This is a genomic window from Polaromonas sp. (assembly GCF_043778355.1).
Taxonomy (GTDB): Bacteria; Pseudomonadota; Gammaproteobacteria; order Burkholderiales; family Burkholderiaceae_C; genus Polaromonas.
Genome location: NZ_JAYWHI010000032.1, coordinates 41,414 through 63,049 on the forward strand (window position 1 = coordinate 41,414; position 21,636 = coordinate 63,049).

Annotated in this window: 20 protein-coding genes; 12 read left to right on the forward strand and 8 right to left on the reverse strand. The window is 64.5% G+C overall.

Annotated features, from left to right (window positions below; all coding sequences use genetic code 11):
• The first annotated feature begins 52 nt into the window (after positions 1–52).
• Positions 53–2,410, forward strand: a complete 2,358-nt coding sequence (locus tag ACH2CW_RS06360) for an ATP-binding protein (RefSeq protein WP_395056237.1) — start codon at positions 53–55, stop codon at positions 2,408–2,410.
• Positions 2,411–2,778: 368 nt separating this feature from the next.
• Here ACH2CW_RS06360 and ACH2CW_RS06365 read toward each other — a convergent pair whose 3' ends face one another.
• On the reverse strand, positions 2,779–3,108 hold the full coding sequence (locus tag ACH2CW_RS06365; RefSeq protein ID WP_395056239.1) for a hypothetical protein: 330 nt from the start codon (positions 3,106–3,108) through the stop codon (positions 2,779–2,781).
• A gap of 283 nt (positions 3,109–3,391) precedes the next feature.
• On the opposite strand from ACH2CW_RS06365, the gene ACH2CW_RS06370 reads away from it, so the two are divergent.
• From ACH2CW_RS06370 to minE, 4 genes are all read left to right on the forward strand, one after another.
• The gene (locus tag ACH2CW_RS06370) at positions 3,392–3,847 is read left to right on the forward strand and encodes a PaaI family thioesterase (protein WP_395056241.1); all 456 of its coding nucleotides are present in this window, start codon (positions 3,392–3,394) and stop codon (positions 3,845–3,847) included.
• 257 nt (positions 3,848–4,104) lie between these two features.
• Positions 4,105–4,878: a septum site-determining protein MinC gene (gene minC / locus ACH2CW_RS06375; protein ID WP_395056243.1), complete on the forward strand. Its 774-nt coding sequence runs from the start codon at positions 4,105–4,107 to the stop codon at positions 4,876–4,878.
• A gap of 130 nt (positions 4,879–5,008) precedes the next feature.
• Positions 5,009–5,824, forward strand: coding sequence for a septum site-determining protein MinD (minD, locus tag ACH2CW_RS06380; RefSeq protein WP_395056245.1), 816 nt, complete (start codon positions 5,009–5,011; stop codon positions 5,822–5,824).
• A 6-nt stretch (positions 5,825–5,830) separates the two neighbouring features.
• A complete protein-coding gene (gene minE, locus ACH2CW_RS06385) occupies positions 5,831–6,103 on the forward strand; it encodes a cell division topological specificity factor MinE (protein WP_395056247.1) in 273 nt (90 codons plus the stop codon).
• Positions 6,104–6,165: 62 nt separating this feature from the next.
• Here the strand turns inward: minE and cueR are convergent, their stop codons facing one another.
• A complete protein-coding gene (gene cueR / locus ACH2CW_RS06390) occupies positions 6,166–6,579 on the reverse strand; it encodes a Cu(I)-responsive transcriptional regulator (RefSeq protein ID WP_395056249.1) in 414 nt (137 codons plus the stop codon).
• A complete protein-coding gene (locus ACH2CW_RS06395; protein WP_395056251.1) occupies positions 6,576–6,773 on the reverse strand; it encodes a heavy-metal-associated domain-containing protein in 198 nt (65 codons plus the stop codon). Before ACH2CW_RS06395 ends, cueR begins: the two co-directional genes overlap by 4 nt.
• 153 nt (positions 6,774–6,926) lie before the next feature.
• On the opposite strand from ACH2CW_RS06395, the gene ACH2CW_RS06400 reads away from it, so the two are divergent.
• Together ACH2CW_RS06400 and ACH2CW_RS06405 are read left to right on the forward strand one after the other, a co-directional pair.
• Positions 6,927–9,221 (forward strand): heavy metal translocating P-type ATPase, encoded by a 2,295-nt coding sequence (locus tag ACH2CW_RS06400; protein WP_395056253.1) that lies wholly within the window; start codon positions 6,927–6,929, stop codon positions 9,219–9,221.
• A 44-nt stretch (positions 9,222–9,265) separates the two neighbouring features.
• Positions 9,266–9,847 carry a hemerythrin domain-containing protein gene (locus ACH2CW_RS06405; RefSeq protein ID WP_395056255.1) on the forward strand — a complete coding sequence of 194 codons (582 nt, stop codon included), beginning with the start codon at positions 9,266–9,268 and terminating at the stop codon, positions 9,845–9,847.
• A gap of 102 nt (positions 9,848–9,949) precedes the next feature.
• On the opposite strand, the gene ACH2CW_RS06410 is transcribed toward ACH2CW_RS06405, so the two are convergent.
• From ACH2CW_RS06410 to ACH2CW_RS06420, 3 genes are all read right to left on the reverse strand, one after another.
• Positions 9,950–10,609 (reverse strand): hypothetical protein, encoded by a 660-nt coding sequence (locus tag ACH2CW_RS06410; RefSeq protein ID WP_395056257.1) that lies wholly within the window; start codon positions 10,607–10,609, stop codon positions 9,950–9,952.
• 109 nt (positions 10,610–10,718) lie between these two features.
• Positions 10,719–11,822, reverse strand: coding sequence for an alkene reductase (locus ACH2CW_RS06415; protein ID WP_395056259.1), 1,104 nt, complete (start codon positions 11,820–11,822; stop codon positions 10,719–10,721).
• 148 nt (positions 11,823–11,970) lie between these two features.
• Complete coding sequence (locus ACH2CW_RS06420; RefSeq protein ID WP_395056261.1) at positions 11,971–14,583, reverse strand: GAF domain-containing protein; 2,613 nt, start codon at positions 14,581–14,583, stop codon at positions 11,971–11,973.
• Positions 14,584–14,930: 347 nt separating this feature from the next.
• Here ACH2CW_RS06420 and ACH2CW_RS06425 point away from each other — a divergent pair, with 347 nt between their 5' ends.
• Complete coding sequence (locus tag ACH2CW_RS06425; protein ID WP_395056263.1) at positions 14,931–15,239, forward strand: hypothetical protein; 309 nt, start codon at positions 14,931–14,933, stop codon at positions 15,237–15,239.
• Between the two features lie 99 nt (positions 15,240–15,338).
• Here the strand turns inward: ACH2CW_RS06425 and ACH2CW_RS06430 are convergent, their stop codons facing one another.
• The gene (locus tag ACH2CW_RS06430; RefSeq protein ID WP_395056265.1) at positions 15,339–16,187 is read right to left on the reverse strand and encodes a M14 family murein peptide amidase A; all 849 of its coding nucleotides are present in this window, start codon (positions 16,185–16,187) and stop codon (positions 15,339–15,341) included.
• Positions 16,188–16,249: 62 nt separating this feature from the next.
• Here ACH2CW_RS06430 and ACH2CW_RS06435 point away from each other — a divergent pair, with 62 nt between their 5' ends.
• The gene (locus ACH2CW_RS06435) at positions 16,250–16,768 is read left to right on the forward strand and encodes a flavin reductase family protein (protein WP_395056267.1); all 519 of its coding nucleotides are present in this window, start codon (positions 16,250–16,252) and stop codon (positions 16,766–16,768) included.
• A 38-nt stretch (positions 16,769–16,806) separates the two neighbouring features.
• Positions 16,807–17,700 (forward strand): DMT family transporter, encoded by an 894-nt coding sequence (locus tag ACH2CW_RS06440; RefSeq protein WP_395056269.1) that lies wholly within the window; start codon positions 16,807–16,809, stop codon positions 17,698–17,700.
• An 18-nt stretch (positions 17,701–17,718) separates the two neighbouring features.
• Here the strand turns inward: ACH2CW_RS06440 and ACH2CW_RS06445 are convergent, their stop codons facing one another.
• Positions 17,719–19,743: an acetoacetate--CoA ligase gene (locus ACH2CW_RS06445; RefSeq protein ID WP_395056271.1), complete on the reverse strand. Its 2,025-nt coding sequence runs from the start codon at positions 19,741–19,743 to the stop codon at positions 17,719–17,721.
• Positions 19,744–19,855: 112 nt separating this feature from the next.
• Between ACH2CW_RS06445 and ACH2CW_RS06450 the strand changes: the two genes are divergently transcribed.
• On the forward strand, positions 19,856–20,458 hold the full coding sequence (locus ACH2CW_RS06450; RefSeq protein WP_395056273.1) for a TetR/AcrR family transcriptional regulator: 603 nt from the start codon (positions 19,856–19,858) through the stop codon (positions 20,456–20,458).
• A gap of 212 nt (positions 20,459–20,670) precedes the next feature.
• Positions 20,671–21,555, forward strand: coding sequence for an alpha/beta fold hydrolase (locus ACH2CW_RS06455; protein ID WP_395056275.1), 885 nt, complete (start codon positions 20,671–20,673; stop codon positions 21,553–21,555).
• The last annotated feature ends 81 nt before the right edge of the window (positions 21,556–21,636 follow it).

Consider the following 21,636-nt stretch of genomic DNA (forward strand, 5'->3'; position numbering starts at 1 on the left):
TCGCCCGCGCCAGAGGCGCAAAATTTTTCTTTCCAACGCCGGAGGTCCATCGATGAGCAAGCGTTTGGGTGCCGACAAACACGGTCAGCTGCTGCTTTCCCCAGGCCTGAAGGATGCGCCGGTGCTGGACTTGATGTGTTCGCATTTTGTACTGACGCTGGCCGCACGCCAGGGCGCCAAGTTCAATGTGCGGCGTGACCTCAACAGCCTGCTGTCGTTGTCGGGCCGGCACCTGGTCTGGCCCCTGCCGGCGCTGCAGCGCCTGCGCGAATTCCTGGGCCGCCGCTGCCGCGACAACGAGTTCTGGCGCGATCACGAAGCCCTGAGCGACACCGCTTTCCTGAGCCGCCACGGCGCTTGGCGCGGCCCCTACGAAGAGGGCACGCTGTTTTTCTACCTCGACGAACACGCCAAAGACCAGCCCAAGGATCTGCTGTCGGTACTCAGCGCCACCGGCGACTGGCTGACCCACGCGCTGAAAAAGCAGTCCACGCTGGTCGAAAAAAACATCGATGCACTGGCCAAGCTGCTGCAGCTCAACCGGGCCGAACGCGCGCTGCTGCTGTATGGCACGCTGGCGCGTTACCAACGCGACCTGCGCTCGCTGCTGGTCGAGTTCAAGGTCAACAATGCGCCTGAAGCTTATGCCGCGATCGCCGAGGTAGCGGGCGTCAAGGCCGGCGAGGTGGCAGAGGCATTGCGCGCCGGCTCGCGGCTGGAGCGCATCGGCATGGTCGAGAACCTGATCTCCGAGCACAACATCACCGACCTGGCCGATCTGATGAAGGTCAGCGAGAAGCTGCCGCCAGTGCTGATGCGTGAATACCGCGACCAGACCGAGCTGATGGCCGTGTTCACCCGGCCGGTGGACCGCAGCAGCCTGGGGCTGGCCGATTTTTCGTTCGCCCAGGAAGATGCACAGGTGATGGTGTCGCTGCTGCGGAATGCGGTGGCCGGCAAGGAACTCGGCGTCAATGTGTTGCTGTACGGCCCGCCCGGCACCGGCAAGACCGAGCTGGCCAAGGTGGTGGCGCAGGCCGCGGGGCTGGACCTGTTCGAGGTGGAGTACGCCGACCGCGACGGCAACTCGCTGAGCGGGCGTGACCGCTACCGATCGCTGCAGATTGCCCAGGTCTTCCTCAAGGGCAGCGCCCACGCAGCGCTGCTGTTTGACGAGGTCGAGGACGTGTTTCCGGCGATCTCCAGCGAGGCCGCTCAACTGATGGCGCGCTCGGACCAATTGATGGCGCCGGCCACCGGCTCGGTCAGCGGCAAGGCCTGGGTCAACCAGATCCTTGAGTCAAACACGGTGCCGACCTTGTGGGTGACCAACCGCATCGAGCAGATCGACCCGGCTTTCCGGCGCCGTTTCGCCTACCACCTGGAGCTCAAGTCACCGCCGCCGGGCGCGCGCGAAGGTCTGGTGCGCAAGACCCTCGAAGGTGTGCCGGTCAGCGACGGTTTTGTGGCGCGGCTCACCGCTCGCAAGGGGCTGACGCCGGCGCAAATCCGGACCGCCGTGCGTTTTGCCAAGCTGGCCAGCGAGCCCGGCCAGGACACCGATGGCGCGGGTATACAGACCATCCTCGGCGGCGGGCATACGGCGCTGATGGAGTCGCTGATCGAGCGGCAGCTTAAAAATGCCGACCTCGCACTCGGCAACAAGGCCGACGCCTCCGGGCGACGCAGCGTCACCACTTACGATTTGTCCATGCTCAACATCGAGTCGCGTTTTGACGTGCCGCGTATTGTCGAGGCACTGAAAAGCCGCGGCCACGGCAGCCTGTGTTTTTATGGCGCGCCGGGCACCGGCAAAACCGCGCTGGCCGAACACATCGCCAAAGCGCTCGAACGCCCGCTGATCATCAAACAGGCCAGCGACCTGATGAGCAAATATGTGGGCGAGACCGAGCAGAACATGGCGGCCATGTTTGCCGAAGCCGAAGCCGAGAAAGCGGTGCTGCTGCTTGACGAGGCCGACAGCTTCCTGCAGGACCGGCGCGGCGCCCAGCGAACCTACGAGGTGACCGAGGTCAACGAGATGCTGCAGGGCATGGAGCGGTTCAACGGCATTTTTGTCTGCACCACCAACCTGCTGGAAAGTCTGGACCAGGCCGCGCTGCGGCGCTTCACCTTCAAGATCAAATTCATGCCCCTGACGACGGCGCAGCGCGAAACAATGTTTGTCACCGAAGCCCTGGCGGGCGACGCCGCCAGCCTGACTGGCGCCGTTCGGGAGCGGCTGGCACGGCTGGAGCAACTGTGCCCCGGCGACTTTGCGGCGGTCAAGCGGCAGACCGATATTCTTGCGGCGGAGTTCACGGTGGAGGAGTTCCTGAGCCAGCTTGAAGCCGAGCACCGGATCAAACCCGAAGTCCGGGAATCACGGGGCATGGGTTTTATTCAATAAAAGGTACGCAGGCCCCAGATCAGTTGCAGCCCGCAGCGGCTGCGCCTGAAGCCTGCGGCGAGAGCGCTCCAGGTGCGCGCGATTCGCTTGGCATCACACTGCGGTCGTCGATGCTGGCCGGCGGCTGCACCGGCCTTGAGGTGGAGTTCCGCGGATCACACGGGCCCGTTGCTGGCGGCAAGGTCACGCGCGGGCTGGCTGACGGTTGGGGCGCGGGAGGCAGCCCGTCCCGAAAAGCCGGGTTCCGGTTGATACGCGGCTCTGGCACGGGCGCGCCACTCTGGGCCGCGGCATGACCGCTGCCAAGACACAGCAAAGGCAGGAGCAGGGCGCTCACGCGCTGCCACTGCCGCCGGGCTGGGTATCGATCAGTTGGCACGTTTTGTAGGCGCATCCGTGCGCAGCGGTTTTTGGCTGTTGGGCTGGAGGCCGGGGCTCATTTCCGGTCGCTGCTCGGAGCGCATTTCCGGCTTGAGCTCATCGGACTTCATGCGGGGTTTCAATTCTGGCCGCACGCGCGGCTTGAGATCGGCGGGCAGCGGTGCGCTGGCTCCGGGCAGCATGGGCTTGACGCCCATTTCGGGCGGTACTTGCGTCGCATTGTCCGGCATGGTGCTCGGCTGCGCCTGCGCCAGCCCAAAAGCCGCCAGCGCCGCGCCCGACAGGAGCGCAACAAGCGAAAAGGTTTTGAACATCATGAAAATCTCCTTTTTTCAAACCAGTGCAGCCACAAAGGGCGAGCGGGCCATGCAAGGGCCAGTCACACCCGGCCCATGAAATCACTATAGGGACGCCGACAGCTCAGGTCTTGCGGGTCGTCAGGCCGCCTGCATGTAGGACCTGTCTGTGAGGGTCGGGCGTGGCACCCAGGTGACAGCGCCGGCGCCAGGTGCACGCCCCATTCAGCGCGAAGCTTGCTAAGCTGCTCCCACGCAAACATCAACACGCGCACCAGCCTACCCCTGCAAGGAAAAACAGCGCATGACCACCGACATTGGCAACGCCAGCGACCCACACCTGCGCCAGCTCGAACGCATGGTGTTGTCCATGCCCATGGCCCGCACCCTGGGCCTGACCTTCACTCGCATCACGCCCGGCGAGGTGGAGGTCGAGATACCGGTACTCGACGCCTTCTGCTTCAAGCCAGGTCAGCTACAAGCCACGGCCGTGTTTGCAGTGGCCGACTTTGCCGCCGTCGCCGCAGCCGGCTCCCTGCTCGCGCCGGGCTGGATCAACGCCACGGTGGACGCCACCCTCAAGCTGGTGGCACCGGCGCAGGGCGCCCTGCTGCGTGCGCGCGGCCGGGTGCTCAACGCCGGCAAGTTGCTCACCGTGTGCGCCGCCGATGTTTACGCGGTCAATGCCGACGGCGAGGAAACCCTGTGCGCCACGCTGCTGGGCACCGCACGCAACGTCCAGCTTCCTGTCCAAGCATAACCATTCGCTCCTGAATTTATAGCTGCCTGCGCCCGTCCGATATGGGCTGAGGGTCGATTTGGCGTATAGACATCCTCTTACCCTGTCGTCACACCCTCAGCACCATGACACAGTCGATGGCGTCCAGCCCCACTGGCTGGCGTTTCATTCCCTAACAACTGCGACATATCGCGCTGTTAAGATCCGTGCCTTTTCGGGCTACGCTTTCAAGCAACCGATCTTTCCTTTTTCCGCGACGACGCGGCGCCCCCTTGCCCATGACCGTTGCCCTCCCGGCCAGCTCCCCCGCCACCTTCGAAATCAAAAGCGCCAATCTGCCTCTGGTTGCGCTGCTGCTCAAATCCCCCGACCTCGATGCGCTGTCGCGCGACCTGGCGCTGCGTTTCGGCGACATTCCCGACTTCTTCGACAACGACCCGCTCGTGGTCGAGTTATCCGCGTTGACATCGGACGAGCGTGCCATCGACTTCGCGGCGCTGGTCACGCTGCTGCGCAGTTACCGCGTGGCGCCTGTCGCCGTGCGCGGTGGCAACCTGGGGCAGATGAACGCCGCCGCCGCAGCCGGCCTGCTCCTCGCACCCGATGTACACCTCACAGCCGCCAGAGCGCAGGCGCCTGAAGCCGCGCGGCCGCAGCCTGTTGCTGTTGAAACGCCGATGGCTTCGCCCGCCGTGGGCGCCCTGGTCATCGACAAACCCTTGCGTTCGGGCCAGCAGGTCTACGCGCGCGGACGCGATCTGGTGGTGCTGGCCATGGTCAACGCCGGCGCCGAAGTGATTGCCGACGGCCACATTCATGTGTACGCGCCACTGCGCGGCAAGGCCATGGCCGGTGCACGCGGCAATGCCGATGCCCGCATCTTCTCGCTCTGCCTGGAGCCCGAGTTGCTGTCGATTGCCGGCATTTACCGCACCAGCGACACCCCGCTGCCCGAAGGCGTGTGGGGAAAACCGACGCAGGTCCGCCTGGTCGCGGGCACCGACGGCGACAAGCTGGTCATGGACCCGATCAAGGTTTCGACCAAGGCATGACATCCGCACGTTTTCCCGGTTTTCCGTTCGCCCTGAGCTTGTCGAAGGGTTCACAGCCATCCTTCGACAGGCTCAGGACGAACGGGTAACAGGACAACCTCCTCTCCCCATTTTTTTAAGGACTTCACCCATGGCAAAAATCATCGTCGTCACCTCCGGCAAGGGCGGCGTGGGCAAAACCACCACCAGCGCCAGCTTTGCAACCGGTCTGGCCCTGCGCGGCCACAAAACCGCTGTCATCGACTTCGACGTGGGCCTGCGCAACCTCGACCTGATCATGGGCTGCGAGCGCCGTGTGGTGTACGACCTGATCAATGTGATCCAGGGCGAGGCCAACCTGAACCAGGCGCTGATCAAGGACAAGCAGTGCGACAACCTGTTTGTGCTGGCTGCCTCGCAGACGCGCGACAAGGAAGCGCTGAGCAAGGAAGGCGTCGAGAAAGTGCTGAACGACCTGGCCGCGATGGACTTCGAGTACATCGTCTGCGACTCGCCGGCTGGCATCGAAACTGGCGCGCTGATGGCCATGCATTTTGCCGATGAAGCGCTGGTCGTGACCAACCCCGAGGTGTCGTCGGTGCGCGACTCCGACCGCATCCTCGGCATGCTCTCAAGCAAGACCAAACGCGGCATGGAAGGCGGCGAGCCGATCAAGGAACATCTGCTGATCACGCGTTACAACCCCAGCCGCGTTGACCAGGGGCAGATGTTGTCGCTGGAAGACATCAAGGACATCCTGCGCATCAAGCTGATCGGCGTGATCCCCGAGTCGGAGTCGGTGCTGCAGGCCTCCAATCAGGGCGTGCCGGCGGTGCACATGCAAGGCAGCGATGTCTCCGAAGCCTACAAGGATGTGATCGCCCGTTTCCTCGGCGAGGACAAACCGCTGCGTTTCATCGACGCACCCAAGGTCGGCTTCTTCAAACGTGTGTTCGGAGGAAAGTAAACCGCCATGGCCTCCTTTCTCTCCTTCCTGCTCGGCGAAAAGAAAAAAACCGCCAGCGTCGCCAAAGAGCGGCTGCAGATCATCCTGGCGCACGAACGCTCCGGCCGCCAGGGTCACCAGCCCGACTACCTGCCGGCGCTGCAACGCGACCTGATCGCGGTGATCTCCAAATACATCAACATCAACCCGAACGACATCAAGGTCAACCTTGAGCGCCAGGACAACCTGGACGTGCTGGAGGTCAAGATCGAGTTGCCGGAAGCGGCAGACAAGAAGTAGCCTGTCGCGTCGCGCGCAGACCGGCGATGCAGCCTGATACCCGCGTGATGCAGGGCGCCGATTTATTCAGTCGGCGCCAGCCCCGCCAAGTCATCAAGAATCGGACATTCCGGGCGGTGGTCACCGTGGCAGCCATCGACCAGATGGGCCAGCGTATGTTGCATGGCCTGCATGGCCGCGATGCGCTGAGCCAGCGCGTCGGCGTGTTTCTGCGCGATGCGCCGCACGCTGGCGCTGGCGCGGCGGCGGTTTTGCCACAGGCCGACCAGCTCGGCAATCTCCAGCATTGAAAAGCCGAGGTCGCGCGCGCGTTTGATGAAGCGCAGCGTGTGGACCTCCGCATCGCTGTACTGGCGGTAGCCGCTGTCAGTGCGCTGCACCGTCGGCAACAGTCCCAGCGACTCGTAGTGCCGCACCATCTTGGCCGAGATATCGGACTGACGCGCCGCCGCGCCTATGTTCATGGGCGAGCTCATGGTGCGACGCTGTAGCCCTCTTGCGTAATCGCAGCGGTGATGGCGTCGCGCGGCTTGTCGGATGCCACGTCGACCCTGCCTGATGCGCGGTCTATGCGCACCTCGGCCTGCGGATCGACGGTTTTGACCGCCTGGGTCACGGCACGTTCGCAGTGGCCGCAGGTCATGCCTTGTACATTGAAGGTCTGGTCCATGGTGTGTCCTTGAGGTTTAAAGTGGAAGTCCCTTAGCTTGAACCTTGCCACAATGGTAAGGTCAAGCGGGTGCCGCCAAAGCCTTGACACCTGTGGGGTTGATCTGCATCAACCCTTGACCTTGCCATGATGGCAAGGTGGAGCATCCGCCTTATGAACACCCCCCTCTCCCCCTCCTCCCTGGACCTTGGCATTGGCGGCATGACCTGTGCGTCGTGTGTGTCGCGCGTTGAAAAAGCCCTGAAAAAAGTGCCCGGCGTACAGGACGCGACTGTGAACCTGGCGACCGAATCGGCGCGGGTGCTTTACGCCCCTTCGACGCAGATGGACGCGCAGCTGCGCCGCGCCGTGCGCAACGCCGGATATGAGCCGCGTGCTGCCGAAGCAGCGCCGCCCGAAGACCTGTCGCCCTGGGCCGGCTTTGCACCGGTGGCGATCGGCCTGCTGCTGTCGGCGCCGCTGCTGTTTCCGATGATCGGCGACCTGTTTGGCAAACACTGGATGCTCCCGGCCTGGCAGCAGTTTTTGCTGGCGACGCCGGTCCAGTTCGTCCTCGGTGCGCGCTTTTACACGGCGGGCTGGCATGCGCTCAAGGCCTTGACGGGCAACATGGATTTGCTGGTGGCCATTGGCACCAGCGCCGGCTGGGGCCTGTCGATGTGGCTCTGGCTCAACGCCGAGGCCGGTACGATGCCGCACCTCTATTTCGAGGCCTCTGCCGTGGTGGTGACGCTGGTGCTGCTGGGCAAATGGCTGGAGGCACGTGCCAAGCGCCAGACCACGGCGGCGATACGGGCGCTGCACGCCTTGCGCCCGGAGGTGGCGCATGTGCTACAGCCCGGTGGCGAAGAAGCCGACCTGCCGGTAGCCGAGGTGCTGCTGGGCGACCGGCTGGTGGTGCGCCCCGGCGAGCGCATCGCCATGGACGGGATCTTGCTGGAGGGGCAGACGCAGGTGGACGAATCGATGCTGACTGGCGAGCCCCTGCCCGTGGCCAAGCAGCCCGGCGACAAACTCACAGGTGGCAGCATCAATGGCGACGGCCGGGTGTTGCTGCGGGTCAGCGCGGTCGGCAGCGAAAGTGTGCTGGCGCAGATCATCCGGCTGGTGGAAGACGCGCAAGCCGGCAAGGCGCCCATCCAGCGGCTGGTGGACCAGGTCTCGGCCGTGTTTGTGCCGGTGGTGCTGGTGATTGCGCTGGCGACGGTGCTGGGCTGGTTGTGGATGGGGGCCGGCATCGAGACCGCATTGATCCATGCGGTGGCAGTGCTGGTGATTGCCTGCCCCTGTGCGCTGGGGCTGGCCACGCCGGCGGCCATCATGGCCGGCACCGGGGTGGCGGCGAAAAACGGCATTCTGATCAAGGACGCGCAGGCGCTGGAACTGGCGCACAAGGTCGACACCGTGGCGTTTGACAAGACCGGCACGCTGACCGTCGGGCGACCACGATTGATTGCCTTTTTGGCAGCCCCAGGTGCCGATGAAGCGCAACAACTGGCGGTGGCAGCCAGCCTGCAAAGCGGTAGCGAACATCCCTTGGCGCATGCTGTGGTGGCCGCAGCGCAGGCGCGCGGCCTGACGGTGGCGCAGCCCGACGCCCTGCGCGCTGTGCCGGGTCGCGGCAGCGAGGGCGAAGTGGCTGCGCGCAGCTACCTGATCGGCAGCCTGCGCTGGATCGAAGAACTCGGCGTGGGTCTGGGCGCGCTGGCGACCGAGGCGCAGCGTCTGCAGGCTGCAGGCGCGACGCTGGCGCTGCTGGTCGAGCGACTGTCCGTTCGGGCTGAGCCTGTCGAAGCCGTGTCTGTGCCAGGCGAACAATCCCTTCGACCCTTCGACCAGCTCAGCACAGGCCGGGCTCAGGGCGAACGGTATGTTGCTCGTGCCCTGATGGCGTTTGCCGACGAACCCAAGCCCGGTGCGCAGGAGGCGTTGGCGGCGCTACGCGGGCGCGGTATCCGTGTGGTGATGATTTCAGGCGACAACCGGGGCGCGGCGCTGGCCATGGGCGCGCGGCTGGGGCTGGTCGCCGATGAGGTTTTGGCCGAGGTGCTGCCGGGTGACAAGTCGGCGAAGGTGACCGAGCTGAAGGCCGGTGGTCATACCGTGGTTATGGTGGGCGACGGCGTGAATGACGCCCCGGCCCTGGCGGCGGCCGACGTCGGCATGGCCATGGGCACCGGCACCGACGTGGCCATGCACGCAGCAGGCATCACCTTGATGCGCGGCGATCTTTCGCTGGTGGCCGGTGCGCTGGACATCTCGCACCGCACCGTGATGAAGATCCGGCAGAACCTGTTCTGGGCCTTTGCCTACAACGTGGCCGGCATCCCGCTGGCCGCGCTGGGCTATTTGAGCCCGGTGGTGGCCGGCGCGGCGATGGCGCTGTCCAGCGTGAGTGTGATCTCCAATGCGCTGCTGCTCAAGCGCTGGAAGCTGCGCCGGGATTGACCTGGATCAAAAGAGGGGCCCCATGCCTGTGCCAAGCTGGGCCCATGCCTCACGCCACGCTGCAAATCATCCGCGACGAACATGCCGCATTGGCGGCGGTGTTGCGCTCGCTTTTGATGATGATGGAGCGCGGTCCGGGCGATGAGCCGGAACGTTTCTTTGACGTGCTGCGCGCCATGCTGTTTTACATCGACGAGTTTCCCGAGCGCCGGCACCACCCCAAGGAGTCGGACCTGCTGTTTCCCCGGCTGGTGCGTGCCGCGCCCGAGTTGATGCCGGTGATACGCCAACTGGAGGCCGACCACATGAGCGGCGAAAGCAAGGTGCGGGAGCTGCAACATCTGCTGCTGGGCTGGGAGCTGATTGGCGAGTCGCGGCGCATCTCTTTCACCGACACCGCCCGGGTGTATGTTGCCTTTTACATGACGCACATGCGAACCGAAGAAACGCAGGTCCTGCCCGCCGCGGAAAAGGCGCTGGGCCCGTCCGACTGGGTCGAACTGGACGCGGCCTTTGCGCGTGACCGGGATCCGCTGGCCGGGGGCCTGCGCGACCCGTGTTACGAGCGTTTGTTCACGCGTATTGTGCTAACCGCACCGGCACCGATTGGCGTGGGACCCGCTTGAGCCGAGGTTTGCGGCCTTTTAGACTGTCAGCCCTTGTGGTACATGCGCAAGTAGCTATGACTTTTATAGCAAATGCCCCTGGCAAGCAGCCCCTCACGGGGTTCAGAACGACTGCTTGAGCCCGACGCTGAAGAGCTTCTGGCGGTTGTTTCGGCCCAGTGTCGCATCCAGTTGCAGATTCGGGCTCAGCTCTTTGCGGGCGCCGATCTGAAAGGTAGGTTTCGCCAGGCGCTGGCCAAAGGCTTCAACGTGGAAGGTCATCGGGCCCCACTCGCGCTCATGGGCCAGGCCCCAGGTGCCAACGCCCGGCCCGCCCGGCGCGCGCTGGGCACCCAGGTTGACGTGTGTCGCGCCCAAGGCGCTGTTGCAAGTGAGCAGGCCGTTGATATAAGGCGTGGTACCGCTTTGCCTGCGGGTCTGGCTGGCGCCCAGCACGACGGCGTTGTTGCAGCCGGCTTCCTGTGAGGGAGTAATGCGCCACTTGGCCTGCAGCGACTGGCTGGTACTGGCCGCGGTGCGGTCGCGCGTGGTCGATGCGCCCAGCTCCAGGCCGTCCATCGGGGAAAAAGCCGGGGCCACCGTCCAGGTGTTGGCGCGGCCCGGCTGGCGTGCATACCAAGCCTCGACATGGCCGGTGCCAGCGTCATCGGTGTTGGCGTCATCCACCGTCAGCGGACGGCCTGCGTTGGCCAGACCGCACATCAGCAGGCCGGCGGCAAGGACCAGATGGGGGACCTGGGGTGCGGCAGAAATACTCGACATACCGCGTAGTGTAGTGGGTGTAGCACCCCACATCGGTCACCCTGAGCCTGTCGAAGGGGCGAAGGGGCGAAGGCAGGCTCAGCCCGAATGGTCGGGCGATCAAGATGGTTCAGGCCAGCGCCGGGTAGTCGGTGTAGCCCTTGGTACCGCCGCCGTAAAACGTCGTCTTGTCCGGTGTGTTGAGCGGCGCGCCGGACTTGAGCCTTTCAACCAGATCGGGGTTGGCGATGTAGGGCCGGCCAAAGGCGACCAGGTCGTCACCTTCTGCAACGGCTTTCTCGGCCAGTGCCTTGTCATAACTGTTGTTGACCATCCATGCGCCCTTGCCGCCGGCGGTACGGTAGGCCTGCTTGAGTGCGGCGTAGTCAAACGGTCGGTCGGCGATCTCTCGCGGGCCACCGGTGGCGCCTTCGATGATGTGGATATAGGCCAGGTTCAGAGTGGCCAGTTGTTTGACGAGGTAGTCAAAAAGCGCCTGCGGGTCCGAGTCATGCACATCGTTGGCCGGCGTGACCGGCGACAGGCGAATGCCGGTGCGGCCGCCGCCCACGGCACCGGTCACGGCGCGCGTCACTTCCAGCAGCAGACGGGCGCGGTTCTCGATGCTGCCGCCATAGTCGTCGCTGCGCTGGTTGCTACCGTCCTTGAGGAACTGGTCCAGCAAATACCCGTTGGCGCCATGGATTTCGACACCGTCAAAACCAGCGGTCTCGACCGCGTTGCGGGCTGCCGCCTGGTAGCTGTGCACGATACCGGGCAGCTCCTCGGCGTTGAGCGCGCGCGGCTCCGAGGTGTCGACGAAGGCCGGCACACCGTCCTTGATCAGCACGGTTTTGGTCTTGGCGGTGATGGCCGAGGGCGCCACCGGTTTACCGCCGTCTGGCTGCAGCTCGGTGTGTGAAACGCGGCCCACATGCCAGAGTTGCACCACGATCTTGCCGCCCTTGTCGTGCACGGCGTTGGTGACTTTTTTCCAGCTGTCGAGTTGTTCGGTACCGTACAGACCGGGCACATCAGAATAACCCTGGCCCTGGTGGCTGATGGCGGTGGCCTCGGTAATCAGCAGGCCGGCACTGGCACGCTGCGCATAGTAGGTCTGCGCCATGTCGGGTGGAATGGCGTTGGGTGAGCGGTTACGCGTGAGCGGCGCCATGACAATGCGATTGGCGAGCTCAAGCTCGCCGGCGTGGTTGGCGTCAAACAGGGTGGGCATGGGGAAAGTCCGGTGTGTGCAAGTGGGTGAGAACAACATGCAGTGTGCGGCGAGTTGAATTGGCTTGTGCAACACGGGTTGCTGGATTCATGTTAGCGGGCAGGGTTTTTACCCGCGGGAATTCCCCCATGCAGCACAGGGGCGCAGCCTAATCGCGCAGTGAACCCAGCGTGAAGTAGAACGTGGCGCCCTGACCCGGAACCGACTCGGCCCAGACCTTGCCCCCGTGGCGCATCACGATTCGGTGCACGGTGGCCAGACCGATGCCGGTACCTTCAAACTCCGCCACCGTGTGCAGCCGCTGGAACGCGCCAAACAGCTTTTCTGAATAGGCCATGTCGAAACCGGCGCCGTTGTCGCGCACCACATACACGTCCTGGCCTTCGCTGCCCGGCTCGCGCCCGAAGCTGATTCGGGGTTGCGGCTGCCGGGCGCTGAACTTCCAGGCGTTGCCCAGCAGGTTGTCGAGCACCTGCCGGAGCAGGCGCCCGTCGCCCTGCACATGCACGTCAGGGGCGACCTGCCAATGCACAGATCGGCCAGGCTCACGCTCCTGGTAGCCGCTCAACACCTCGTGGGCCAGGGCGCTCAGGTTGACGCTGCCCCAGCGCAAACTGGTTTTTGACACCTGGGCCAGCGACAGCAGGGCGTTGATCAGCTCGCCCATTTGCGCGACGCCGGCCCGGATACGTGTCAGGTAGTGCTGGCCGCGCGCGGGGCTCATGCCGCCGGCACTGATGTCCTTGGCCAGCAAGCCGCTGAAGCCGTCGATGGCCGACAGCGGCGTGCGCAAGTCGTGCGACACCGAGTAGGAGAAAGCTTCGAGCTCCTGATTGGCCGCCTCGAGCTGCGCCGTGCGCTGGCGCACGCGTTCTTCCAGCTCCGCGTTGAGCCGCAGGATTTCATCTTGGGCCTGCTTGCGCTCCAGGCGCGAACGCAGGTTGCCAATGCCAAAGGCCAGGTTGTCCGCCAGCTCCTGCAGCAGCTGGACTTCTTCGGGCGCAAGTTTTTCCACCAATGCGGAGTAAAGGCCGAGCAAGCCAAAGGTACGGCTGGCGTCGCGCAGAGGCAGAAATACGGCGCTGCGGTAACCCTGCTGCACGGCCTCCTCGCTCCAGTAGAACTGGTTGTCGCCCTGGGTGATGTCCTCGCTGACCCTGACCTCGCCGCTGCGTATGGTTTGACCGGCAGGCCCGCGGCCGGTCGGCTGCTCGCCGTCCCAGGTCAGCACAATGCTGGACAGGTAACCCGCGTCGTGGCCGGCACGGGCCCTCGGCACGATGCTGCGCGCCTCGTCGTCCTGCGCATAACCGACCCAGGCCATGCGGTAGCCGCCTACATCGACCGCCAGGCGGCACACCTGCTCAAGCAGCTCAACCTCATCGTCCATACGGGTCAGGGCCGCATTACACCGACTGAGCATTTGCAGGGCGCGGTTGGTGCGCGCCAGTTCCAGATCGGCCCGCTTGCGCGCCGTGATGTCGCGCGCAGCGCCAACCACCCGTTCGACCATGCCGACCGCATTGCGGACCGGGTAAGCGCGGTCGCGAATCCAGCGCATCTCCCCGTTCGAACGGATGATCCGGTATTCCAGGTCAGATGCCCTGCCGTTCTGGTGCTGCAGCTTGGCCGCTTCCGCAGCAGGCCGGTCGTCGGGATGAATGGCATCCAGGTAAGAGTCCGCTGCTTCGTACAGGCTCGCGAGGCTTCGGTCCCACTGGGTTTGATAGGCCGGACTGATGTACAACATGCGTCCGTTGACCACGTCCACGTTGTAAAACACATCCTCGACGTTTTCAGCCAGCTCCCGAAAACGCGCCTCGCTGCTGCGCAAGGCTTCCTCGGCACGCGTGCGCTCGATGGCAATGCGGGCCAGACGCACGGCGGTTTCCACCAGGGCCTCGTCCTGCGGCTGCGGCTGGTAAGGCGTGCGGTGGTAAATCGCAAAGGTGGCCAGCACCTCACCGCCGGTCGATAGCACCGGGGTTGACCAGCATGCCTGCAGCCTGAACTCACGCAGCAGGTCTAGGTGATTGCGCATCAGCGGGTCAGAGGTGACATCCGCGACGACCACCGGTTTTTTCAGGAACGCGGCGGTCCCGCACGCGCCCACCCCGTCGCCCACGGCGAGTCCGTCGATCTGCCGGTTGTAGGCATCGGGCAGGCTTGGCGCGGCGCCATGGCGCAGGTGGGCTCCCTCGCACAACAAAATGGAACACAGACTGTCCGGCGCGTGACCTTCAATCAGCGTCACGATGGCTTCGAGCAACTGCGGCAGCGGCTGGCCGCTGGCAATCAGCTCCAGCACCCGCTCCTGGGCATGGGAAAAGTCCTGGGCACGTTTGCGCTCGGTGATGTCGGCAAACACCACCAGCCCGCCGATCAACTGCTTCGCCTCATCACGCCACGGCCGCAGGCTGAGCCGCAAGATCTGGTCACTGCCTTTGGGCGTGCGCAACAACACCTCCCAGTGGTCCACGCTCTCGCCACGCAGCGCGCGGCTCAGCGGGAGCTCCTCAGCCGCGTAAAGCGTTTTACCGTCCAGCGTCAACAGTTCGTGCTGACCGCGCAGGGCAGTCAGCGTTTCAACGGGTTGGTGGTGCGAGAGTATCCTTTTAGCGGCGGCGTTGAACAGCAAAAGCCGGCCGGACGCGTCAGCGGCGATCACGCCGTCGTTCATGCTGTTGATGATCGCGTCATGCAGCCGATGCTCGCGGCCCACACGGGCCGGCGCGCCGGCCGGGGCTGTCGGCGGGGGCAAATGCAAGCCCTCCGCCCAACGATTGAACGTTCGGGCCAGCGCAAGCCGCAAGCGAAGTCCCCAGGAACTCACCATGCCATTGCCTTGTGCCTTTCTGCTGTTGTTTCGCGCGGCAACCACCGTATGAGCGCCGGGCACGGCGAACCCTCACTTATGGTTTTGACAGTATCGTAGTACGTTGAGCCAGGTTTGGACAGGGCACTGGTTACAAGCAAAGACCTCCGGGCCGTATGCCGTCCTTGCCAGCCGCCTACAGTCGCCGCGCGCCTGCGCTGACAGACCGCCAGCCGCCAGACGCTCACCATGGAAATCTGAACCCTTTTTGTTGACTGCAAGAAAGCACCGCCATGACCAAACGCACTCCCGTCAAATCGTCGCCCGATGCCCTCTCCGGGCAACCCGGAAGCAGCGACGGCATGCCCCCCAAAAACCCGTCCCCAGGGCGCGCCCGGCCAGGCCAGGCGCCATCGCCGGCAGATGCTTCTGACGAAGCCAGCCTGGCCATGCCGCATGAGCGCGACCAATCAACAGACATGACCAGCGCCGTCCCCGACCCGCAGATACGGCAGGCCGATGCCGACCTGCGTCGCGGTCTGCAAGACACGGGCAAAAGCCCGGCCATGGATGCGGCCTACGACAAACTCAAGCGTGATTGAGTGATGCCTGGGGCCCCGGTGCCCGGCGGAAATGCTACTTTTTTTATAGCTGCTGGCGCCTGTCAGGTATGGACTGCAGCCCTGTTTGATCTGAAAATCTCAGGGTAAACGCGGCGAACGCTGCACCTCGGCTGAGGTGATGCGTTCGCTCATCCAGCGCAGCAAGTCCAGCCACATCTGACGCATTTCGGCGTCCAGCGGCGTGCGCGTGGAATTGGGCAGCTCGATGGTGACCACCGGCACGCCCTTGTGCACCCCGCCGTAATTGCCCAAAGAGCCGGGGAAAATGCCGACCTGGTCGAGGTAGAGCCGGCCCAGCTTGGACGGCGGCACCGACGGCCCGTCAAAATCCAGCACCCCATAGGGCGCGTGAATGCTGACGATCAGGTTGGGCTTGAATCGCTGCATCTCGCTGTGGAGAAAAGCAGACTCCGGCTCTGACAGCGGTTTGGGGCCCGGCCAGCGGCGCGGGTCCTTGCGTGTGCGTTTTTCCCAGTAGACCTTGGCATCACGCTCCCAGTTGGGCGTCGGAAAATTGCGATTCAGGTCCACGCCATTGGCGTTGACCCGGCGCGGCGGCGAAGACAGCAGTCCATCGGGGTTGAGCGCCGGCACAAACCGCCAGTGGATCGCCTGCGACCAGGGCGACGGCGTCTGCTCGGCCAGCTGGATCCAGTGCAGTGCCACCGACGCTGACGAGAGTTCGTCGCCATGAATGGCGCCCAACACCAGCACGCGCAGGCGCACATCGTCGGGCTGGATGTCGCGCAGCCACAGCGGCTGCCCCTTGACCGAGCGGGCCGATGTGGCTTCCAGCTTGGCCGCCTCGCACAGACTGCGCTTGACGTTGGGCAACTTGCGCACAAACTCATCACAAGGCGCTGCTGCGTGCACCGGCGAGACAAGGACAGTGGCGAGCAGCAGCGCGAGAAAACAGGAAGTACGCATCGCCGGATTCTAGCGACCGGCACGTAATCCGCCCTCAACGCCTACTCGGGTAAATTACAGCCATGACGCCCACCGCCATCCCCAGCCAAGCTGGTCAGCCGAGTTTTTCAACCCGCGAGTTTCGCGCCTCTCTGGCCATGTTCGCCACCGGGGTCACGATTGTCACGGCGCGCGCAGCCAGCGGCGAGTTGATCGGGCTGACCGCCAACTCTTTCAACTCGGTGTCGCTGGAGCCGCCGCTGGTGCTCTGGAGCCTGGCGCGGGCGGCCGGCTCACTGCCTACGCTGAGCACCGGTTCGCACTACGCCGTCAACATCCTGGCGGCTGACCAGAAAGAGCTGGCAGAACGGTTTGCCGCCAAACGAGACGGCCGCTGGACCGGCGTTGCCTGGACCGAGGGCGCCGGCGGCGCCCCGCTGCTGACGGGCTCCGCCGCGGTCTTCGAATGTTTCAACCGCAGCCGCTACGAAGAAGGCGACCACGTGATTTTTGTCGGTGAGGTCGAGCGCTGCAGCCACCGCACAGGCGCGGCGCCGCTGCTGTTTCACGGCGGCCGGTTTTACACCGAGCACCCTTTGTAACGCTGACACAGGCCCTCTGACTGCCGGCACGTTCCCCCATGACTGCACGCAAAACCCACCTCGATACCCTGGCCATCTCATTGCTGCTGACCTGCTGCCTGTTCTGGGGTTTCCAGCAGGTGCTGGTCAAGGCCACGCTGGCAGAAGTGGCGCCAGCCTTCCAGGCCGCCATTCGTTTTGTCGGCGCCACCGTGCTGCTGCTGCTGTGGTGCGCCTGGCGCGGTGTCAAATTGTTCGGTGCCGACGGCTCGCTGCGTGCGGGGCTGCTGGCGGGCAGCCTGTTTGCGGCCGAGTTTGCCTGCATCTATGTCGGCTTGCAGTACACCAGCGCCTCGCGGCTCACGGTGTTTCTCTACACCTCGCCGTTCTGGGTGGCGGCCTTGTTGCCGATCTGGGTGAAGTCGGAAACGTTGCGGCCCGTGCAATGGGCCGGCCTGGCCTGCGCCTTTGCTGCCGTGGCTTTTGCGCTGCGCGAGGGATTCAATGCCGGCGCCGCATCGACCTGGCTGGGCGACGTGATGGCGCTGGTGGCCGGCATGTTGTGGGGCCTGACCACGGTGGTCATACGCGCATCCTCGCTGGCCAAAGTGTCGGCGGAAAAACTGCTGTTCTACCAGGTCGCCGTCAGCAGTTTGGCCCTGCCGCTGTTGTCGCTGGCGCTCGGCGAACAATGGGTCGGGTCGCTCAGCCCGTTTGCGATCACGTCGCTGGTGCTCCAGACCGTGGTCGGTGCGTTTGCCAGTTACCTGGCCTGGATGTGGATGCTGGGTCGTTACCCCGCGACCAAGATTTCTGTCTTTGTCTTTTTGACGCCGCTGTTTGCGCTGCTGTTCGGCGCGCTGTGGCTCAACGAAGCGGCCACGCCCAGCTTGCTGGCGGCGCTGTTGCTGGTGGCGCTCGGTATCGTGCTGGTCAACCGCAAGCCTGCGTGAGCGCGCAGATGCTGCTACCTACGCGGCTGCGCGCCGCTGGGCCAATGCGACGTACCAGTCCAGGCAAGCGGGGTTGGCCATCGCGTCGCGGTTAACCACCTTGTCGATGGGCTGGCCCAGCAGCAGCTTTTTGATCGGCAACTCCTGCTTCTTGCCCGACAGCGTGCGCGGAATCTCGGGCACCTGAAAAATCTCGTTGGGCACAAAACGCGGCGACAGCGCGGTCTTGATGGCGTTGTTGAGCTTGACCCGCATGGCTTCATCGAGCACCACGCCTTCACGCAACACCACAAACAGCGGCATGTAACTGTCACGGCCCAGGTATTCGAGGTCCACCACCATGGAATCTATGACTTCCGGCAAGGCCTCGACCGCGCTGTACAACTCGCTGGTGCCCATGCGCAGACCGTGGCGGTTGATGGTGGCGTCGGAGCGGCCATAGATGATGCAACTGCCCGATGGCGTGACCTTGAGCCAGTCGCCGTGGCGCCAGACGTTCGGGTACATGTCGAAGTAGCTCGACAAATAACGCTTGTTGCCCTCATCGCCCCAGAAATACAGGGGCATCGAGGGGATCGGCTGGCTGCAGACCAGCTCACCGACCGCGTTGATTACCGGCTCGCCCGCTTCGTTCCAGGCCTCCACGGCGCAGCCAAGCAAGCGGCACTGCATCTCGCCAGGCGCCTGCGGCAACTCGCGGTTACCGCCAATGAATGCACCGGCAAAGTCCGTCCCACCGGAGATGTTGCACCACCAGATGTCGTCCCCACGTTTGAGCTCACGGAATTGCTCGGTGCCCCAGATCTGCGCCTCGGGCGACAGCGGTGAACCCGTCGTGCCCAGAGCGCGCACGGTCGACAGGTCGCCGCAGCGCGACAGGTCCACGCCGGCCTTCAGACAATTCGCAAAAAAGGCCGCGCCCGCGCCAAAGAAAGTTACCCCCAGCTGCGCGGCGAAGCGCCACAGGGTGGTCCAGTCCGGCTTGTCCTTGCTGCCGCCCGGATTCCCGTCGAAGATGCAGCAGGTGGTGCCGTTGAGCAGGCCGCTCATCTGCGCGTTCCACATGACCCAGCCGGTCGAGCTGTACCAGTGGTAGCGCTCGCCAAAGGAATTGGCGGCGTAGCTGCAGCCAATGTCGTTGTGCAGGGTCTTGAGCGCTAGCGCCACGATGACGGTGCCGCCATGCCCGTGCACGATGGGTTTGGGCAGACCGGTGGTGCCGCTGGAATACACAATCCACAGCGGGTGGTCAAAAGGCAGCCACATCGGCTCGAATGTCGCCGTTTCAGCGTCATTTCGGGCTGTAGCCCTTGTGAATTGGACGCAATCAGCTATGGTTTTTGTAGCATCCAGATTGCCATGCACGATCAAATGCTGCACGCTGGGCAGGGCAGCGCGCAACTCGCCCAGCACGGCCGTGCGGTCAAAATCGCGCCCGCCGTAACTCACGCCATCGCAGGCAATCAGGACTTTGGGCTCAATCTGTTGGAAACGGTCCAGCACGGCGTTGGTGCCCATGTCGGGCGCACAGATGCTCCAGACACCGCCTATGCTGACCACCGCGAGGAAGGCCACCATGGCTTCGGGAATGTTCGGCAGGTAGGCGGCGACGCGGTCGCCGGGTTCGACCCCCTGCGCTTTCAGATGCAGCGCCAGCGAAGCGACCTGGCGGCGCAGCTCGGGCCAACTTAACTCATGCGCAGGCTCGCCGGCGGCGAGGCTTTTTTCATTGTGGCTGATCAGCGCAGGGAAACCGGCGGCATGCGCCGGGTCCACATGGCGGAACACCTGATGCGCGTAGTTGAACTGCGCGCCTGGAAACCAGCGGGTACCCGGCATCTGCTTGTCCGCAAGCACAGCGCTGTGCGGCGTCGGCGACGCCAGCTCGAAATAGTCCCAGATGCTTTGCCAGAAGGCGTCCAGGTCGGTGACCGACCAGCGCCACAAGGCGTCATAGGACGCAAAGGACAGGCCGCGGGCTTGTTGCAGCCAGTCCTGGTACAAGCGGATTTGTGGGATGAAGGGGGATGCGTTGCGGGTCATGGGGCACAGGGTAACGCGCCTGGCCACGCCACTGTCAGCGGGAATCCCCGCATCCGTGTCACCAAACGCTATCGTTTGACATGTTTAGCACAGTTGTGCTAATATTTTTCGCATGGATGCCAAAACCCAGAAAAGCGAGATGACCCGCGCTGCCATTGTCGGTGCGGCGCTGGACCTGGCTTCTGCCGAAGGGCTGGAGGCCATCACGCTGCAGGCGGTGGCTGACCGGCTGGGCTTGTCCAAGAGTGGTGTGTTCTCGCGCATCGGTTCGCGCGAGGCCTTGCAGAAGGCCGTGATCGAGGAGTTTGGTCGCCGTTTTATCGCCGATGTGTTTGTGCCGGCCATGCAGTTGCCCAAGGGCCTGCCCCGGCTCGATGCCATCGTGCAGCGCTGGATCGTGCGCATGCGCGATGTCGAGGTGAAGTCCGGCTGCATCTACACGGCTGGCGCCTTCGAGCTCGACGACCGCGACGGCGAGCTGCGCGACACGCTGCTGCAGGAAGTCACGCGCTGGCGCGCCGCGCTGCGCCGCACCGCGCTGCAAGCCATTGAGGCCAGCCATTTGAGTGCTGATACCGACGCGGACCAGCTCGTTGCCGAGATCAGCGCTCTGGCCATGGGTCTGCTGCACGATGCGCGCTTCCTGCGGGACCCGCGCGCCGCCGAACGGACCCAGGCCAGCTGGCAGCGGCTGATGAAAAGTTACCGGAACTGATCCTGCGAGGGATCATGAGCAAGCCCCACAAGGGCTTTTTGTTGCTTAATATTTCGCACGATCGTGCGGAGAAAAGGAAGATGCCATGCTGCTGTTGATTGTCCCCCTGGTCTTGTTGGTCCTCGTGCGCACGGTGCGCGCCGTCCGCGAATCGCTGCGCGGTGTGCCGCGCAGCAACCGCGACTGGATCTGGTACTGAAGGGAAACCCGTCATGACACGCAATTCTGTTGAGGCCACCGCCGCCTTCTACAACACCAGTCCCATCACCCGGCTGTTCCGCTGGGGCCTGGGCGCATCGCAGCGGCTGTGGCCCGCGCTGGCGGTTCGCATGGCCTACCGCTTGTTCGGCACGCCGCTGCCGCCGCGCTGGCTGACGCGCCGCCGCGCCTGGACGGCTGACTGGGCCATCAGCGCCTGGCCGTTTGAGAATGCCAGCATCACGCTGTACACCCGCCCGGTCGCGCCACACGGCCCGGTGGTGCTACTGGTGCATGGCTGGGGCGGCCACGCCGGCCAGATGCTGGCGCTGGCCGACAGCCTGCAGGCGCAGGGCCTGCGCGCGGTGATCCTTGAAATGCCGGCGCATGGCCGCAGCACCGGCCCGACCAGCAACCTGCCGCAATTTGCGCGCGCCATCGAATACACTGCGGCGCGCCTGCAACAGCAGGGCTTTCGGCTGGACGCGGTCGTCGCGCACTCGCTGGGCGCCAACGCCGCAGCCTTTGTCGCCAGCCGCGGACTGGCGCTGCGCAAGCTGGTTCTGCTGGCCCCGCCGGCCTCGCCGCATGAATACACGCGTCTGTTCGCCGAGGTGTTCGGCCTGAGCGAGCGCACCCGCGCCGCGATGCAAACACGTCTCGAAACTCGCGAAGGCATCCTGATGCCACAGTTTGAGCCGCAGGCTGTCGGTTCGCGCATCAGCCAGGCCACGCTGGTGGTGCATGACAGGCGCGACAGCATCAACCGCTTCGTTGACGGCGTGGCCTTCAGCCTGGCCATTCCCCGCGCCCGATTGTTCGCCACGCATGACCTGGGACACCGGCGCATCCTCAAGGACAGGGCAGTTCTGCAGGAGGTCACCGCTTTTCTGGCCTGATCACGTCCGCGCGCACCGTACTTGTACAAGAGCCGCGTTCCCCCTAGCATTGCCGCACCTGTAATTACAAGAGGAGATCAA